Origin of the sequence: Pseudomonas sp. TMW 2.1634 (assembly GCF_001703595.1) — a bacterium.
Lineage (GTDB): Bacteria > Pseudomonadota > Gammaproteobacteria > Pseudomonadales > Pseudomonadaceae > Aquipseudomonas > Aquipseudomonas fragi.
Genome location: NZ_CP016849.1, coordinates 2798219 through 2814922 on the forward strand (window position 1 = coordinate 2798219; position 16704 = coordinate 2814922).

The window sequence follows — 16704 nt, forward strand, 5'->3', positions numbered from 1 at the left end:
CCATTCATCGCCCAGCAAATTAACTGAAAACTTTTCTATTCATATCTCTGAATTTACCTGCCACTTTCTCATATCCTGCAGCGGCTTCTTGAGCTGCATTAATAAATGTTTGAACCTTGAACATCTTCTCTAACGAATCCATCAAACCCATAAGTGTTGTTGCTATTTTTATTTGAACGTAAACACAAACCGATTGAAACACTAACGCCGACAATATAAGAGCAATCAAAGTCTCTAATGGTGAATTATTTGAGAACATTGGCAATAATATCGCATGAACACAAAACCCTACTATTACTAATACGATACTGTGTATTCCGATAGATATCACAAAAAGAATAAGAATAACGGACTGTTCAAGAACCTTCCAAACAACCACCAAAATCAAATCTAACAGCGTTACATGTGATTTTTCGTGGTCCAAATTAGACGGAAATGGCGACAGCAATGTCAAAAGCTTATATGTAAATATAAGCAGTGTCGCTGTTACAGATGAGATTATTGATGCATACCTCATCAAAAAGACCATTGGAGTCACTACACCGCCTAACACAAGAAGCGCAGCGCACGCAGCAATGGCTAATCCTGTTATGAATGAAAAACCTCCCAATACTCGAGCAATTGCCTTGCTTTTTGCAGAATCTTGACTCTCAAATGATTTTTGGCCAATTTTTGCTAAAAAGAATGTTCCCCAATAAAATTTAAGGGTTTTCATTCCGTTTTGGAAAAGCGCAGCAGATTGATTCAATACAGGTGCAACACAGGTGTTCACTGCCTTTGTACAATCTTCAAATGTATATCCCGATGTGCTGTACAGATTGCCCATGACTTTATTAGCTACGTACTCAACGCCATCTTGTAGCTTTTTCTCACTCAGCAAGCTGTCACTTTGTTGAGTTAACACTCTAATCGTTCTGTCAATGTCAAATATACGAATTACCTTCGTTTCGTCCCAAACCTTGTTGATTTCTGTTTTGTCGAGTTCTTGGGTTAATCCAGCCATTGAGCCAGAAGCGTTCATGAGGGGGCTGCTTTCTACACTGATGCTTGTAGTGAATTCTTTTGAATACCCATCCTCTAAATTCCCAGCTACTTTGCTGACAGTAGCCATGTCGAGTATGAAGCTCATCATATTCGTCAAAGGCTTCTGCGCCAAATTGATTGCTTCCTTGGAATGGTTGTCTACATAGCTCGTAGCAGCACCAATAAAAATCTTCCTCATTTCTTCAATCTGAGCCTGAATGGATGCTTTTGAGACGCCACTATTCGTCGGGTAGAACTCAATCGCACCACCTTCACCCACACCTACACCGCCACTCACCGAACGGTTCAGACACTCGTTGTAAGCCCTTGGATTCCCCGTCGCATTCTCTGACCACTTAGCCCTTCTGTCATCGACGTTTAAGGCTGTGTCACACATGTACTTAATCGTGTCATACGCAACAAAATGTGCCATGTCAGTCATTTTTAACAGTGCTTGTCTTGTGCTCTCGTCTTGACCGGAATAACTCACACTACCTAACGAAAACTCCTTAAACCCAAGCCCTTCTTTGAGACATTTCTGAGATTTGCGTGTTTCGCCGCTCAAAAGCAGCGTAGCGAGAAAACGGTTTGGCTCAGCGTCTTGCTCCATGCATTTCGAATAAACAGACTCTGTGTAAACCCTTTTCCCGTTCACTACCGAACTGAAATTATTTTTGTTAAGCATTTTGCTCTGGAACAAAATATTCGCAGCTTCATTCTGAATCATGACTTGAATTATTGAGTCAACATTATCCCGAGCTAATGCCTCAGCGCGTGTTGTATTGCTTCCTTTATCTACTTCTAAATATGGAACGATATTTATTGTTGCCCACACTATGAACGATGTTGCAAGCAAAACAGAAGCCAGCACAGCCCCAGCCACCAAATCGAATAGCCCACCCAACCCCAATAGGTAGTACACAACAACAAACTTAAAGGCTAAATAAACAAAGTCATGCTGCTTCGTACCAAGAAATTCGCCGGTAAATTGTGTTTTGTAGATTGCCATGCAGCAATATGCTGTACCGACAAACAAGAAGAAAAATTGAAGCGCCTTGCCGAAAACATCTCTGTATTTTGTAAGCGTGTTTTCTTTATCTTCGTCGTAAGTTAAATTGATTACGTCTTTATCATCATTAGAAAGCAATGTATTTGCAATCGCAGAGGCAAAATATGTTGAGTATTTTGTCTTTAAAGCATCGAGCATAGGCCCAATGAAAGGAGCGTCTTGTAGGATTTCGTTTGCGCAAACACTGACCTTTTCTTGTGAGTCAATGCGATAACAATCTGCTTTATCAGCAGCAAATGCAGTATTTGCGCAAAGGGAAAGGAGAAGAATAAGGATTAAGGGTTGTATGAATTTCATTCGGCATGTTGGTAGTAATGCTACTATTATACCATTTGGAACAAACGCTGATTCCTGATAAAAAAACATTTCAAAAACTAAAAATATCAATGCAACCTCTTTGCAAGATTGCATCAATACTTAAAGTCACGCCGTTTGATATGTGTCCGGGGAAAAATTATTTCCGCAGAAAACCTAGCTCATAAACGTTCATACGCAATTTTTCGCTAAGCTCTTTATAAGAACTTTCAAATGACGCAAAGCTAACTGGCACGTTATGACTGCTTTTTGCTCGCTCACGTAAGGCTTTCCGTACTTGATACCAACCTACGTCAGGTCTATTTAACTTATACGCTTCCCGAACTGCTCGAATATCAACATAAGAAAAATAACTTTTCCAAATTTCTCGACCACAATCCAATACTGCAACTGCCTCACTGGATAGGGTTTTTCCATCAAGAAATTGCACCATGAAGTCTGATTCAAAACGGCCTGGTGAACCGACTTCCTGTTCGGAAAATGGAATAAAATGGTTTATTAATGACCATTTCATACCATCCCAATCAATATCATCAGCTCCGGCGGTTAGATTATAACCATTGAAGAGCATCCAAATTAGACAATCGTATTTAAACTCGTCCGTCAAAAATTCAGTCGGCTGCAAAAATTGGTCTCTATCATTCAACCACGTTGGCTTAACTATTCGTCGCATTGCAAACACAACTGCAACCTGCAAAAGATTATCTTCTACAATATATAAACCACCACCATTGCCTCCTGTATATATGGAGGATGTTATGCAGGTTTCTATAGCTGCATGCTGCAAATCATTATTACTAGCATATAGGTATCCAACCATTTCGTCGCATGAAGTTTTTTTACGCGGATTTTTTGAAACAGTAACTGCATTTGATAATGGTAACGCAGGGTTTTTGTTAGTTTTTGGCTTTTTAATCCATACGTTCAGATGAAGGTTATTCGAGAGATTGTAATATTTCTTCGCTCCTACCTGATTCCCTTTTTTATCAAGAACATCAACATCAAGCTCTACAATTGGCGTTTTCTGAGCTGCATTTTGATTTGTCTTCCAAACCAAAAAACCAATTGGAAAATCCCCCTTGATTCCATCAAAGGCTTTACTATGGACAACGAAGCCACCTAAATATTCAGCATTCCAATTATTCCTGAACTTCTCAAAATTTGGTGCATTGACATATTTCAAAGTACTGAACATTGCCAAAGTAGCATTTGGAAGCTCTTTTGATATACGGGTTAGAAACTGAACAAATAATTCTTTACTAGCATACCCTTCAGTAGTCATAGAAGCATTTATTCGTGTTTTTTCAACACCAATTTTGTTTTTGTTTCCCTGCCCAACCCCAGCACCAGTTTCGCCATACGGAGGATTGATAAGAACCAGCAATTTTTTTCCTTCGCTAATTGCTTTTCGCAACTGAGGAGGAACTTTATTTGTCAGGCTGTAATCAATGCCACCCGAATCAGTTATATCGTCGTTTAGGTAGTCATACTGAAATTTAATTGCAGCCGCACAGGTCTTGGTGGCTTTCATCACGTCAATATCTGCTTGGTCCAGAGTAGACATGAAAATATTGCGATGGTTACTGTGCTTGACTTCCAAATTCCCGACGCCGCAGCACATATCCCAAACAACATAATCTTTTTGCCAATTTTTTCCTAAAGATTCAGACAATTTGTCATATGCTTTATCTACCACATGAAGCGGCGTGTAAAAAGCACCTTTGAAACTACGCTCATTAATTGGGATGAGACTGTCTCGACGCTCTAGAAGATAATCCCTGTACTCAGATTTTGGAGGCTTGTGATATATCGCCCAAAATTCTCTGTAACCATCCTGATTACCTAAATCGTAATACTTACCAGCAAGGCTAAATATTGGGGCACCATTTTTGTGAAGCAGCTCGGCTGTGAGATTCGCATGTGTAGAAATTGTTCCATCGTGCATTATGTCGGCAAAAAATAGCAGAGCATAATCCTCAGCTTTAACGCCTGACAATTCTTCTCCAATCATCACAACCCATTTATCAAATACCTGTTTTAGGTTATCCGGGGTTATCTGTATTCGAATAATATCGCCAGACTTAATTGCTTCCTTTGCCGTACTTATGAATTCTTCTTCGTGTGTAGATATTTTGAATGCTACGAAATGAGTACCGATATGCGCAGAAATTTCATCTAAGGCTTCTTGTGTATATTGGCTTGCAGATTTCCCCCACTTAACCGTTTTCTTTTTCAAAAAAGGCAATACGTCGCTGAGCTTCATAAGCGCAGCCTTTTCTGTATCTATTACGGCAAGGAATGGAGGGACTGTCTCACCTTTATCAACAGCAACTTGAACATAGTGCAATAGTTGGGTAAACATTGCGTAACACGAATTTTTCCCAGTGTCCTTAGCCTCAAACCACATTTCTTTGGTTTGGATATCAATCAACCCTTTCGTGTAACTTTTCAACCCCAGCGCCTTAATGTAAGCATCCTTTACATCTTCTTCGGTTCTGGCAGTTTTTAGGTTTGAATAAAGGCTCAAATCAAACATCCTTTTAAGTTTAAAATTTCGCTAAAATATCAATTTATTAAACTGTTTCAGTATACTATTTTGTTTCGAAACTCTAAGCGCCTTCCTAATGCTTGTTGAGGTTCGAGATATTCTCATAATAACCAGTTCGACTGGTTCAAAAACCCCTAAATCTTACAAAGCATTTTCTTCAAATTTCTCAGCTCATTTTCACACGCTTGAGCTGACTCCAATCTGTGCAAAAACTATCTGACAGATAATCCCTTTTCATTGCCCAATGGGCAATAGGTGGCTCTATCGCTAGCCTGATGCTTCCCCGACCATAACGAGCATTTATTCCGTCCACGACCTTCATCAACACCTCAGAATTACGCCTAGGCACCGGGGCGAACATGTCGGGTTGGTAGCCTTCACTCGTCACGAACTGGCTCAAAACAATCCCCGCCTTGGCATAGCGATAACCTGGCACGTAGATCTTGCTCAGACCTTCCAGAGCGAGCGCTACGAATTCCCTTGTGTCATTACTAGGAGCCACAAGCCCACAAATCACGCCTCTACTATAAGGCTTGTCATCGAATCGACTTGTTTGGATAAAGACTTGTAGGCACGAAGCCAATTGTCCTTCACTGCGCAGCTTTGCACACGCTCGAGTGGCATACGTCGCTACCGCTTCACGAAGCCCATCAATAGACGTAATCCTCTCGCCAAAACTACGTGTGCTCGCGATGGTTTGCTTTGGCTCAGCACCCTCAGAAAGCGCGTAACACGACACACCTTGCAGCTCCATCGAGGTCTTCTCGACGTTTACATTGAATAGTTTTCGAAGCGATTTCTTATCATAACGGGCAAGGTCGATAGCCTTCTTGATACCCATTAGCTCTAGTCGCTTTGACAGCTTCCTACCGATACCCCAAATCTCATCGACCGGCATCCAATGAAGGAGCTTGTCTCTACGGATTTCATCCATCAGAACTACAACACCGCCCGTTTCCTTGCGCCATTTCTTTGCACTGAAATTCGCTGCCTTTGCGAGGGTTTTTGTAGGTCCAAACCCAACGCCAACCCCAATGCCAGTCTGCTTTTTAACTGCCAGTTGAATCTCACGCCCAAACGCCTCTAAATCCACCTTCATGCCGGAGCAGTCCAACCAACTTTCGTCAATCGAATACACCTCGATTTTGGGCACGAACGTCTCTAAAACGCGCATCACGCGGTTAGACACTTCTTGGTATAGGGCATAGTTAGAACTGACCACACGCAAGCCATGACTCTTCATCAGGTGCTTAATTTCGAAGAACGGCGCGCCCATTTTTATAGCCAGTCCACCACCGGCAATATCTTTGCTTTTTGCAATCGGGCACCGGGAAACGACGCAGCCATCTGAGTTGCTTAAAGCGACCACCGGGACACCAATCAAGGTGGGGTCGAACAGGCGTTCAGCGCTCACGTAGAAGCAATCACAATCGACAAGACAGAAGACTGCCATCACCTTGAAACCTTGTGCAGATTCCAAAGCACGACACCCCACAAATCAATCTCTTCCCAATCACCAACCTCAACATCTGAATTCGCCGGGTTGTGTGCAATCAGAAGTGGTGACTGACCATGACGCTCCCTGAACTCTTTGCAGCAAAAGTCAGAACCAATCACAACGACCACAATGTCACCGTTGAGCGGTTCAAGAGCTTTGTCTACAACCAGCACATCCCCATCGTAAATCCCAATCCCCATCAGTGAATCTCCGTCTGCACGGAGCAGCCAGCGAGACGGTTCACGCAGGGAAACCAGCTCATCTATTGATAGAGGAGGCTCATAATATTCGAGCGCAGGCGAAGGGAAACCGCAGCTCACACGCCCTACTACTGGCTTCTTGGCTGGGTTGGACTGGCTTGAAATGGGGCCAAGTATTGAAAACATGGTGATTGCTCATAATACTGTATATGCACACAGTATCAGTGAGGCATGAAGGTCGAGCAAGAAAATGCCGACAAGAAGCGTCTGATTTTAATCCCCTCTACGTCAGACGTAGATCTGACGTGCGTAGGATATTTCTCAGATGATTAGGCGACTAAGCCTTTTTGGCAGGGGTACTGACGAGCACGACGAGGCGATTCAGCTCTTCACTGTCAGCATTACAGATTGCGTTAAACAGGTAAGCACGCTTGTCAGCGTCATCATCAAAATCGACAAAGAAATCACGGACAGTGCATTCCAGCTCAATAGCCAGCTTGTACAGAGCGTCAACAGAAGGCGTGACAGTGCCAAGCTCGAATCGAGAGATTGTATTCGGGTCAAAACCAGCACGTAGCCCCAACTCACTCTGGCTCAATCCAGCAGCAGCACGCAGACGTTTGATTGTCTGCCCCAGTTGTAAATTTTTCATCTGCAAATTTCAGTATAAGAAACAAGCAGTTAACTCCATTTTTCGTTCGCTCGTAACAACGCCTAACGTAGACTCCGCTTGAGTAATTCTACGCTGCACGTAGAATTAAAATCTAAGCCGCCCGTCTGGCACCTGAAACGTTGTACACACGCGAGAAAATGGACATGAAACGTGCAATCAGCTTTGCAGCAATCACCCTAACGTTGAGCCTTTCAGGCTGCGCAGATATGCAGAAACAAGCTTCTGCCTACATGCCGGGAGCAAGCACACAGCCCGCAGCAAGCACAGTGGCAATGGAAGGCGGTCAGAAGGTTCAGTACATTCCGGGCACTGGTCAAAATAGCGTTGCTACTACGAATTCTGGAACGAACCAAAACACAGAAGAATCGAGCTTCTTGGGTGACATGGTGAAAAGTGCGACTGACTCTGTGAAATCAGAAGCAACCAGCAGCGTTCGCTCTGCAGTCCGAGGCATGTTCAGTCGGTAAGGCAAAACCACCCCAAAGGTCACTCCAAGCCTCAGCAATGGGGCTTTTTTGCGTCTACGAAACGGACTCTCACGACGATGAAACGAATACTTGCTACCGCCCTCCTCGCTTTAATTTCAGTTCAAGCGAATGCCAAATGCGCAGACCGCTACTACTATTACGAAGCAAAACCAACCGTTCTACAAATCAAGAAATGGAACATCTATCAAGATTTGACTTTGCAGAATTCGAAAGAAATTCAAGACATTATAATGCTGAACAACATTTGCACGAATACAAAAAACTATCGTCACAACTCAGTCGTTTACATAAACTATATTGTTGATGCTAATGCGTGGCAAAAAATCAAAAATCCTCTTTATAAAAATTTAACCATCAAATTCCCAAACGGTATTTTTGGGGATGGAACTATGCGACAAGTAGACATAAACGAAATGCATCAAAAGAACCGCCTGAATTATTTCCAATTTCAGACAGAGTACAAATCAGGTTCGAGCATCAGCAGCGTCACTGTTTACATCGTCCGAAAAGGTGTTGATGAAATGTACACGCCGAAGCTACACTTCTCAAAATATCAACATTTACAACGCGACGGATACTTTTACACGGAGTTTAAGAATTGAACAAAGTCAAAGACGTAAAATCAAGTGCTCAATCAGTTTTCCAAGAAGGTGGAAAATGGAAGGACACAATCGGTGGCTCACACAATTCGAGAGCACAGGCTGAATTTGCGCTACTCAAAGAAATACAAGAACGTGAATATGAGGGCACTAACACCCTGACAAAAATCGATGGCGTGTTTTTGCTCATTTGGTTTGTGGCTCAAATCCTGCTTTTCGTCATAGCTTATAGCGCTTTCAAAGACTCATCATTACTAGCCGGATTCTTCTTTGGTGGCCTTGGCTTGCTTTTGTCATTTGCTGGTTTCAAATTCTTTTTTAGCACAATGCCGTCTTTCAGAGAGAAGATGTATTTTTTGATTGCCGGAATTATGATTGTTGCTTATTTCATTCAAAGAAATTTCAATCTAATTTAGAAACCCAACAAAATGGTATAATAAGAGCAATCAATAAATTTATATAAACATGAGCAAATCAAGAATAGAAAGAGAACTTGAAACGATAAAAATGGCGAATGGCTTTGCAAGAATTAGAATACTAAGCGATGAAGAATTAAACGTCCTACAAAATATACAAAAGCAAAGCTTTCATGCAGAAGACGAAATGATGACTTTCGATGAGTCAAACCAACATGAAAAAACGTAAAACAAATTTAAAGATTTTGACCGCAAATAAAAGTCTCTTTTGAGGCTTTATTTGTTTTCAGCGTACTATAATAATATCCTTGACAAAGATATTTAATTCGATCTACATTTGGCACCTCATTACTGAATAGGTGAAAAATGAATGATCTGAATAAACAAATCGAATCTCTAAGAAAAACCATAATTAAAATTTACGAAAATCGTGCTGATAGCGACAGTACAAATCAGGATGATTCCTTCAAGCTTTTCGTTAAAGCAGCGCTCAACTGTCAGCTACAGCTATTCATTGCTCGTTACAAACGATATGGTTTGTCAGAAGCTGAAACCGTTCAATGCATCGTGATACGCCATCAGATATTTGATATTACTCAAAAACAGATGGACAATTGCGACAATAGCGCGCTTACAAATGCATTGCTTCAATACGTCGAAATAGTAGCCTCCAATCCCCCATACACAGACGTTCTTTCGTTTCTCTTAGAGAGCATCATGCTCGCTGGGAAACGTGCAAACAGACTAGAACAGTTCCTGACACCGCCTTGGCTGGCTGAATGTCTCGCTGAACTCATGCCAATTCAGAACACTGACAAGCCCTTCAAGCTTGGGGAAATTTGTTGCGGTGCAGGGACGTTGTTGTTGGCACCACTCGCGCTGATGATGAACAGAAACCCACGCCACGCTAAGAACGCCACGGTCATAGCGAACGACATTGACCCAATCATGTGTTGCACGACAGCCTTGCAAGTCATCACAAACACAGTGGTCCATGACGTAGATCTGTGCGAATTCACACAGCATTGTTCAGACGTGATTACCGAGTGGACCGAGGGAAAACTATACCCAATCAGGTTCAAAACCCCGGCAAAGGTATTTGAGGCACGCGAAAGGATTCGTCAGAAGAAGCTTCGTGAGTGTGGCTACTACGACCTCGTTGACGAACCAGTCAACGTGAAGGAATCACCCCTGATTGAAGCCCGTGCTGCCACCGCAAGTGAATTGGTAGGTGCCGGATCATCCAGATAATCAAAACACAGGACAATTACCGCTTAAAACTTGTATTTCAAAATAAAATGGTACGATGATTGAAACAACTGAGAAATCAATGAACGTCAATCAATATTATATTGCCATTAAAAATCTAGGCTACAACCTTGAATACAAGAGCGGCAAACGAAACGAAGGGAAACTCTACGCACTGGACAGCCAAGGCAATCGGTTAACAAGATACGTTGAAGTGATACACAGCAATAGCAAAATAGAAATCATCAAGAAGCCTGTATTCGTCTCATTTACGAACAATTCAAATACAGATATTGATGTGTTCTTTGTAAAATCTGAAAGCACGCACTTATCTATTGCTACGAAAGAATTGCTCAAAGCGATTAAAGAAACAATAGAGCACAACAAAACCTTTATTGAATCCTTTGCAAAAGAGCAATTTAAAATATTTTAATAAAATACAGGATTATTTTGCGTTAAGCCCTGTATTTCAAAAAATAAATGGTACTATATTTATAAGGAAGGAAAACTTCTAAAAACAAACAACAAAAAACGGAGAATACATCATGACTACAAAAATCGAACTTTTCAGCGACGAACACGAAATGGAATTCATAAGAGTAATAAGCGCATACGACGAAGACTTCATCGCAGAAGCTAGAAAATTGAAAGGAAAATTCAACACAACCAAGAAAAGCTGGGATTTCCCAATCAAAGCTAAAGAAAAGGTTGAGATGGCTGTATACATGATTTTTGGAATGTCCAGCGATGCTGCAAGCGAAAAAGTAAACATCGAATTGACTTTTTTAGAGTCAGTCCATGCTGCTAAATCGAGCGTAATCATTGCTGGAAGGATAATTGCAAAAGCGACAAGCAGAGACTCAAGCGCAGAGGAAGGTTGGGGCGTAACTTTAACAGAAGGGCGTATTGAATCGGGAGGAAGCAGAAGCAACTGGTATACACGCGTTGAAGCAAATTCAGTATTTGAAGTAAAAAGAGTTCAAAAGAAACATCTAAAGCTATTAGAAAAAAACAAAAGCGTATCATTCAAAATCATCGAATAAGACACGAAACCAAGATAGCCCTAATGGGCTTTTTTTGTGCCCGTAAATAAATAACAAATCACAGGATTATTTTGCGTTAAGCCCTGTATTTGAAAAATAAAATGGTACTATATTTATAAGGAAGAAAAACTTCTAAACCTAAAAACAATAATCGGAGAAAAATTATGACCAACATAAACATCACAACAATCAATGCTCAAAACCTAGCAGAAGAATTTAACGAAATTTCTACAATTCTAAAAAATGAATTCAGATCCGTTTTATGCACAAATATTAGCTGGATAAGAATGCACCCTGTATTACCAGCATTTATGATTGACCCAATGAATTGGGGGAATACATTCCCTGCCAGCATACGCCCGGTAGAATATGAAGACGGAATCCCACAACACCTATCCGTTTATAATGGCAGAAGTTACGACGAAGAAAATTCACTTTTAAGAGCATCAGCAAACTTTTGGGCTTTGGTGGAATACGTAGAAAGCAAATTATCAAGAGATTCTGAATTAAAGAAAATTGGCAGAGACTACTACAGCAGATTATTAAAGAAAGAAACCACGTCAAGTCATGAAGAATACCTCAGATACGAACTTTACGACAAAGCCGTAATATTCAAAATCAGCAAAACCCAATTTAACAAGGTAGAAAAAGCAGTTGCACGCGAAACACTTAACATCGTAAAAACAATCTAATAGAGAAATTACCATGAAAAACAATAACCACGAAATTTATCAGATAATCATGTCAGTTGGGAAAATCGAAATCCTGACTGAATCAGGCGAAACCACCTACACATTGAAACACAGCTACAAAGGGACAAGAAGCATCAGTGACTATTTCAGTAAGCGCTTCACATGCACGAAATCTCAGCTCGAAGCACTCACTTCACACTGAACACACCAAAGAACAAAATAGCCCTGATGGGCTTTTTTTTCGCCTGTAAATAAATTACAAATCACAGGGTTATTTTTCGTTAAGCCCTGCATTTGAATAATAAAATGGTAAAATTAGATTAATGGAGTAAATCCATATTAAATAATAAATCGGAGAAACAATTATGCAAATGTTATTAGACACACAAATCGCAGCATTTCTAAAAGAACACTTCTTAGCAGAAGACGAATACATAACAAGTATCGACCATGTGAGAGAGTTAATTTTTAGAGGTTACAATTCATATTCAGTTGAATATTCGTTCAAATCGACACTAAACAACTCAAAACCTACTGATATTATAGTATTCAAGAAATTCGAATTGAGAAACCATGCAGAGGGCTTTTACAGCAAAGAGGACAGATTGGAAGCTGAAAGGACTAAGAAATACTCGAAATACGAAGAAGACTACTACGGCGAAATCGCCTAACAGACCAAGCAACAGACCAAGCCCAAGAGGGCTTTTTTTGTACCCTAAGAATCGCTATGCGTGTAGGCAGAGTGAGTGAACCCAGTACCTGAACATCGAGTAGCTTTATGGTGGCCAAACGCTTGTGAGGGCTTAGGCAGAACGAGAATTGCCGGGACACCCTTAGCATCATCAACCTTCAAAAATTCAACAAGCGTGTCACCAAATTTATAGGCGAAATAGCGCTCATGTATTTCCCCAAATTCGTACCTTCCTAAGCCATTCACATTGATTTCCGCTAAGGATAAATCAAAACTAAAGCTGCGCCCTTCTCTTCTGATAGCAAGTGTGTTCTCACCACCAAACTGAATAGTCAAACGTAGATTATCGAAAACTAGCGATGATGAGTCACAAAGGAATTCATAGCGTCCAGAAAATCGAGAAAAGCGAAGGCCGAATTTGTCAAAGGAAACGATATTTTGAATCAAGGACATGAAAGAATTGAATTATTATAATGTCATTATACCAAATCGACTCATGCGTATTGACCTAATCACAAGCCAGCAACATGGAGAGGGTTAACGCCCTCTCCTAGCAATGCTTTGAGCACATTGGTCTTCTCAGACTCTCGAAACACAAATGGGTTCTGACACACGTCAAAATCAGAAGGGGAAATGGACTGCGAAACGTCCAGATTTCGCGTAGGAACGCCCTCTTTCAGAATCCGGGCGTTGGTAAGGCTCGAAGCAGAACAGAGCACTACACATGCCAAGGCAAGCCCTGCAATGCGTGGAAGGTGAAGACTCATTCAGCACCTGCATCAAATTTCTTACGAACGTCATCAAGCGAATTGCCTTTGAGGGTATTAGCCAAATCTGTTCTATGCACAGCGACCTCCCCCACCAATAAATTCCTCTGCAATAATTTCGCTTTTAATTTCCAAGCAATGAATATTCCACAAACTACGAGTAAAACAACTCCCGCGTAAGCGAGTGCCAGCATGAAAAAATCATTACGCATGAGCATGAATATCCCCCAAAAGAAAAGAACAATCATAGGGAAACACGCAAAGAAAGTCTGCATAGGCGAAGCTTTGGTTGGTTTAGTTAATGACATAATGTGAGTGATTGATAGTTACCTCTTATTATACCATTAGGAATGACTCAAAAATCAGACAACAAAAAACCCCATGATGGGGCTTTGTGAACGATTACGCTTCTTCTCTTTTTCTTCCTCCACCCGAATCTTGTGGATTAGGAATTTCATTGAAGCGCTTGCGATATTCAGCTTTATTGTGCGCTAATCCACCTACAGTAGCAGTTATTTTATGCGTAGTCTTATCAACGCTTTCTCTGATGATATTCATTAGCACGGCATTCTGAGCAACCTTTTGCAATTCTGACATTGCTGTATCGTCATAGTTATTTTTCGTATGAGTGAACACTTCCATGACTTCGTTGTATTTATCTTTTATTGCTTTCAATTGCGCCCAGCAAATCGAAACGAGCATTGAGACGCACATGAAACCTAGCAAGAGCTGGTCTACGAAACCGCCGTCACCTAGCGTCAATATAGAACGAATCAGATTCGAAGGGTCAAAATTTGAAAGCATGTAGTTTCCGATGATGTAAATCAAACTGAAAACTGGAAGAGCCAATGCTACTTTTGAGACTTGATTTCCAAATTGGCTCATGAATTGAGCAGAGGCACGGTCATCAGATGCACACATTGCTCTCACTAAAAGATATGGACCAGTCGCGAATTTGATAACTGCAATAGACCAACTCAACGGAATTAACACACCAATTATTATGAAAACCTTCATCATCGGAATGAAAAATTTACAGAAATAACCAAGCCCTAACATAATGTAAGCGAACGGCTTTAATGTACCGAAATAGATTTTTGCACCATACGCCACGGCCATTAGTAAAGCCGTAGAGGTGTTATAAGCAAATTTTAGAACTGGACCAAATTTCTCCATCCCGATTCCCGATGTTGCGGTTTCAACGGCACTACCAATTAAATCCTTACCCCCCACAATAATGTCAGCAGCAACAGAACCGCCAATAATCATATAGGCGAAGTCTATATATTCATCTCCTAGCAATTTCATACCAGCTTGAAAACCGATTGTTGGATTTCCTTCACACGTTAAAGGTTCAGCTTTACACTCAACAGCACCTGCATAAGCACTTTTGTTTAGAGGTAATTTTGCCAATAGCTTTAACGAGTCTAAATCTTGACCTAACAATGACGTTAAAATTCTATTGATATCGAATAGTTTTTCAGTTGAAGCACTGTCTACTAATGAAGACGGAGTAATATTTGCAACAGAAGCAATGCTTAGATTATTAAAGTATTCACTCAGTGGAGGAAATGCGTTACTGACAGTATTGTATTCTTCTGATGACGTATCAATTTCTTTATCCCCGAAAAGCATTTTCTGATTAACGTAGTTGTATTTATCAATACCAGAATTCGCGAAAGTGAAAAACAGATTATTGTTCAATGCACGAGACTTGACCAGTTTAGCGTTTTGATAATTTGAAACTTCAATATCTGCTAATCCAGCTCCTAATATGCCCTCTTTGTATTTCAACAATATTGAGTAATTCAAGGCTGCTTGATGACCTTTGTCTTCTGACAAGGCATCTTTAACGCCTAGGTAAACGCTCGCATCCCATCTGTCAAAAGCCAATTTTGTAGCCAAAGCACGTTTGAAATTCTCAGTGATTTTTGTTTGGTCATCTGACCCAAGGATGTCGATTTTGTGAGTCGTAGCGTTAAGATTGCCGCACGCAAGGCTTAATGGATAATCCTCACGACTCAAATCCTTGATTTTCACTGTGCCGGGCAAGTCATTGAAATTCGCTATTTGCTGTCTTTCTTGCTTATAAGCGTCCCAATTATCGGTGCAGTAAGCGTCTCTAATAAGCAAAATGATATTTTTAACTGCATAATCTTGTTGCTGACGTAGCAAATCACCATCATCAGTCATGTCATGGCCGCGAGCGCCACTCATGAAATTCGCATAAGCGTATCCATTCACAATGTCGTAACTAGCCGGATTTTTCAGCCCAATCTTATCCAATTTCAAATTACTTTCGATGTTAGCTTTAACGCTCGCTTTAGCTTTTGCACGAATAGCATCATCAATGACTAAATCAGTTGATTGAAATGTACTGCTATTCATTTCGGCTAAGATTTTGTTTGTAAGCCCTTCAACTTGTGGAAGCCTTTGCTGCCCCATGGTTTCAGCAGCTTGTTTCTGAACAGCTCTAAGCTGATTCATTAGGGTGCCATCATTTGCAGATTCACTAGCTTGAGTCTCGATATTCCCGCCATTCGAACCAATCTCAATCGTTCCGTAGGCCGTTTTATAGCCCCAAATCGGTCTATCTTTCGCACTGTAATCAGCAAGCTTCAAGGCTGTGTAACGCTGCCCAATCTTGTATGCATTGAAGATATTTGAAAGATTCGATGTTACGTCTACGTTTACATTACGGGATTTTGTCAACTGATAAGTTAATCGACCTTGTTTCACAGCCTCTTCAATTGCTTCGTCTTTGGATAAACTGCCAAATAATGCACCCGGCTCACTTACCATTTTGGATTTGTTAAACATGAACAATGCGCTAGTCGTAACGTTTTCTTCCATAGCTACGTTGAATTGTGCAGCAGAATTCGAGCTTAATACGAATTTCTCACTTTGCTCTAACTTAGATTTATTTGTGCAATCAGTCTGTGTGTCATCTGTGCAAGGCACTTCAATTATTGTCGCAAGATTGTTTGAGAGATTAGCATTGGCGACGAAGACATTTAATGAGAAAACCATCATTAGAAATGAGCCAGCAAGCTTCACAAACATGAATGACAGGAGCATAGCTAACAATCTATTCTTATAATTAATTAACGAGCCACTAAAATCACCAGACTTCATAACAGTGAACAAAAATAAAACCAACATACAACCACCTGCACAAAGAAGCAGATAGCTAATTCCGTAGATTATTACATTCCAGAATGAAGAGAAAAATGCATTATCCTTGGACGCTCTGTTATATCCAACCTCAGCCAAGCCAGCCTTCAAAGGGGACACAGCATCAGCCGTTTGTTGGTCCATGACCAAATTCATTGCGGCGTCTTCGTTGCAGATGTACCCACCCGCGTTTAGGTACGGCTTCACATCGAAATCAAGAACGTTTGATAAATTGCTAGGGATTGAACAGATTGGTGACA

Annotated in this window: 16 protein-coding genes; 8 read left to right on the forward strand and 8 right to left on the reverse strand. The window is 40.9% G+C overall.

The annotated features are described in order from the left end of the window. Window positions 1-19: 19 nt before the first annotated feature. The 5 genes from BFC21_RS13305 to BFC21_RS13325 all read right to left on the reverse strand — a co-directional run bounded on the left by BFC21_RS13305 (window position 20) and on the right by BFC21_RS13325 (window position 7305). Window positions 20-2479, reverse strand: a complete 2460-nt coding sequence (locus BFC21_RS13305) for a hypothetical protein (protein WP_162939328.1) — start codon at window positions 2477-2479, stop codon at window positions 20-22. Between the two features lie 67 nt (window positions 2480-2546). Continuing rightward, window positions 2547-4943 carry a hypothetical protein gene (locus tag BFC21_RS13310; RefSeq protein WP_256557580.1) on the reverse strand — a complete coding sequence of 799 codons (2397 nt, stop codon included), beginning with the start codon at window positions 4941-4943 and terminating at the stop codon, window positions 2547-2549. A 178-nt stretch (window positions 4944-5121) separates the two neighbouring features. Next, entirely contained in the window at window positions 5122-6435 is a 1314-nt protein-coding gene (locus BFC21_RS13315) for a Y-family DNA polymerase (protein WP_256557581.1), read from the reverse strand. Next, window positions 6408-6839, reverse strand: a complete 432-nt coding sequence (locus tag BFC21_RS13320) for a LexA family transcriptional regulator (RefSeq protein ID WP_120266217.1) — start codon at window positions 6837-6839, stop codon at window positions 6408-6410. Before BFC21_RS13320 ends, BFC21_RS13315 begins: the two co-directional genes overlap by 28 nt. A 151-nt stretch (window positions 6840-6990) precedes the next feature. Next, on the reverse strand, window positions 6991-7305 hold the full coding sequence (locus BFC21_RS13325; protein WP_095036855.1) for a helix-turn-helix domain-containing protein: 315 nt from the start codon (window positions 7303-7305) through the stop codon (window positions 6991-6993). 164 nt (window positions 7306-7469) lie between these two features. Here BFC21_RS13325 and BFC21_RS27240 point away from each other — a divergent pair, with 164 nt between their 5' ends. From BFC21_RS27240 to BFC21_RS27250, 8 genes are all read left to right on the forward strand, one after another. Then, window positions 7470-7793 carry a hypothetical protein gene (locus BFC21_RS27240; RefSeq protein ID WP_162939329.1) on the forward strand — a complete coding sequence of 108 codons (324 nt, stop codon included), beginning with the start codon at window positions 7470-7472 and terminating at the stop codon, window positions 7791-7793. A gap of 77 nt (window positions 7794-7870) precedes the next feature. Continuing rightward, window positions 7871-8416: a hypothetical protein gene (locus tag BFC21_RS13330; protein WP_120266218.1), complete on the forward strand. Its 546-nt coding sequence runs from the start codon at window positions 7871-7873 to the stop codon at window positions 8414-8416. Next, window positions 8413-8829 carry a hypothetical protein gene (locus BFC21_RS13335; protein ID WP_120266219.1) on the forward strand — a complete coding sequence of 139 codons (417 nt, stop codon included), beginning with the start codon at window positions 8413-8415 and terminating at the stop codon, window positions 8827-8829. Before BFC21_RS13330 ends, BFC21_RS13335 begins: the two co-directional genes overlap by 4 nt. A 49-nt stretch (window positions 8830-8878) precedes the next feature. Beyond that, the gene (locus BFC21_RS27245; RefSeq protein ID WP_141232582.1) at window positions 8879-9058 is read left to right on the forward strand and encodes a hypothetical protein; all 180 of its coding nucleotides are present in this window, start codon (window positions 8879-8881) and stop codon (window positions 9056-9058) included. A 137-nt stretch (window positions 9059-9195) separates the two neighbouring features. Further along, a complete protein-coding gene (locus BFC21_RS13340; protein WP_120266220.1) occupies window positions 9196-10080 on the forward strand; it encodes a hypothetical protein in 885 nt (294 codons plus the stop codon). A gap of 79 nt (window positions 10081-10159) precedes the next feature. Further along, window positions 10160-10510 carry a hypothetical protein gene (locus BFC21_RS13345; protein ID WP_120266221.1) on the forward strand — a complete coding sequence of 117 codons (351 nt, stop codon included), beginning with the start codon at window positions 10160-10162 and terminating at the stop codon, window positions 10508-10510. Window positions 10511-10622: 112 nt separating this feature from the next. Continuing rightward, window positions 10623-11120 carry a hypothetical protein gene (locus BFC21_RS13350; RefSeq protein ID WP_120266222.1) on the forward strand — a complete coding sequence of 166 codons (498 nt, stop codon included), beginning with the start codon at window positions 10623-10625 and terminating at the stop codon, window positions 11118-11120. A gap of 164 nt (window positions 11121-11284) precedes the next feature. Further along, the gene (locus BFC21_RS27250) at window positions 11285-11812 is read left to right on the forward strand and encodes a hypothetical protein (RefSeq protein WP_095035918.1); all 528 of its coding nucleotides are present in this window, start codon (window positions 11285-11287) and stop codon (window positions 11810-11812) included. Between the two features lie 715 nt (window positions 11813-12527). On the opposite strand, the gene BFC21_RS27255 is transcribed toward BFC21_RS27250, so the two are convergent. From BFC21_RS27255 to BFC21_RS13370, 3 genes are all read right to left on the reverse strand, one after another. After that, the gene (locus tag BFC21_RS27255; protein ID WP_162939330.1) at window positions 12528-12956 is read right to left on the reverse strand and encodes a hypothetical protein; all 429 of its coding nucleotides are present in this window, start codon (window positions 12954-12956) and stop codon (window positions 12528-12530) included. Between the two features lie 310 nt (window positions 12957-13266). Beyond that, window positions 13267-13488 carry a hypothetical protein gene (locus BFC21_RS13365; RefSeq protein ID WP_162939331.1) on the reverse strand — a complete coding sequence of 74 codons (222 nt, stop codon included), beginning with the start codon at window positions 13486-13488 and terminating at the stop codon, window positions 13267-13269. 184 nt (window positions 13489-13672) lie between these two features. Next, window positions 13673-16588 (reverse strand): hypothetical protein, encoded by a 2916-nt coding sequence (locus tag BFC21_RS13370; protein ID WP_162939332.1) that lies wholly within the window; start codon window positions 16586-16588, stop codon window positions 13673-13675. Window positions 16589-16704: the final 116 nt, after the last annotated feature.

Excerpts from the sequence above, each read along its gene's own strand:
- BFC21_RS13365 (WP_162939331.1), bottom strand. The coding sequence starts at position 13,488 with ATGCTCATGCGTAATGATTTTTTCATGCTGGCACTCGCTTACGCGGGA.
- BFC21_RS13310 (WP_256557580.1), bottom strand. The coding sequence starts at position 4,943 with ATGTTTGATTTGAGCCTTTATTCAAACCTAAAAACTGCCAGAACCGAA.
- BFC21_RS27240 (WP_162939329.1), top strand. The coding sequence starts at position 7,470 with ATGAAACGTGCAATCAGCTTTGCAGCAATCACCCTAACGTTGAGCCTT.
- BFC21_RS27255 (WP_162939330.1), bottom strand. The coding sequence starts at position 12,956 with ATGTCCTTGATTCAAAATATCGTTTCCTTTGACAAATTCGGCCTTCGC.
- BFC21_RS13345 (WP_120266221.1), top strand. The coding sequence starts at position 10,160 with ATGAACGTCAATCAATATTATATTGCCATTAAAAATCTAGGCTACAAC.
- BFC21_RS13350 (WP_120266222.1), top strand. The coding sequence starts at position 10,623 with ATGACTACAAAAATCGAACTTTTCAGCGACGAACACGAAATGGAATTC.
- BFC21_RS27250 (WP_095035918.1), top strand. The coding sequence starts at position 11,285 with ATGACCAACATAAACATCACAACAATCAATGCTCAAAACCTAGCAGAA.
- BFC21_RS13330 (WP_120266218.1), top strand. The coding sequence starts at position 7,871 with ATGAAACGAATACTTGCTACCGCCCTCCTCGCTTTAATTTCAGTTCAA.
- BFC21_RS13320 (WP_120266217.1), bottom strand. The coding sequence starts at position 6,839 with ATGTTTTCAATACTTGGCCCCATTTCAAGCCAGTCCAACCCAGCCAAG.
- BFC21_RS13340 (WP_120266220.1), top strand. The coding sequence starts at position 9,196 with ATGAATGATCTGAATAAACAAATCGAATCTCTAAGAAAAACCATAATT.
- BFC21_RS13370 (WP_162939332.1), bottom strand. The coding sequence starts at position 16,588 with ATGGACCAACAAACGGCTGATGCTGTGTCCCCTTTGAAGGCTGGCTTG.
- BFC21_RS27245 (WP_141232582.1), top strand. The coding sequence starts at position 8,879 with ATGAGCAAATCAAGAATAGAAAGAGAACTTGAAACGATAAAAATGGCG.
- BFC21_RS13325 (WP_095036855.1), bottom strand. The coding sequence starts at position 7,305 with ATGAAAAATTTACAACTGGGGCAGACAATCAAACGTCTGCGTGCTGCT.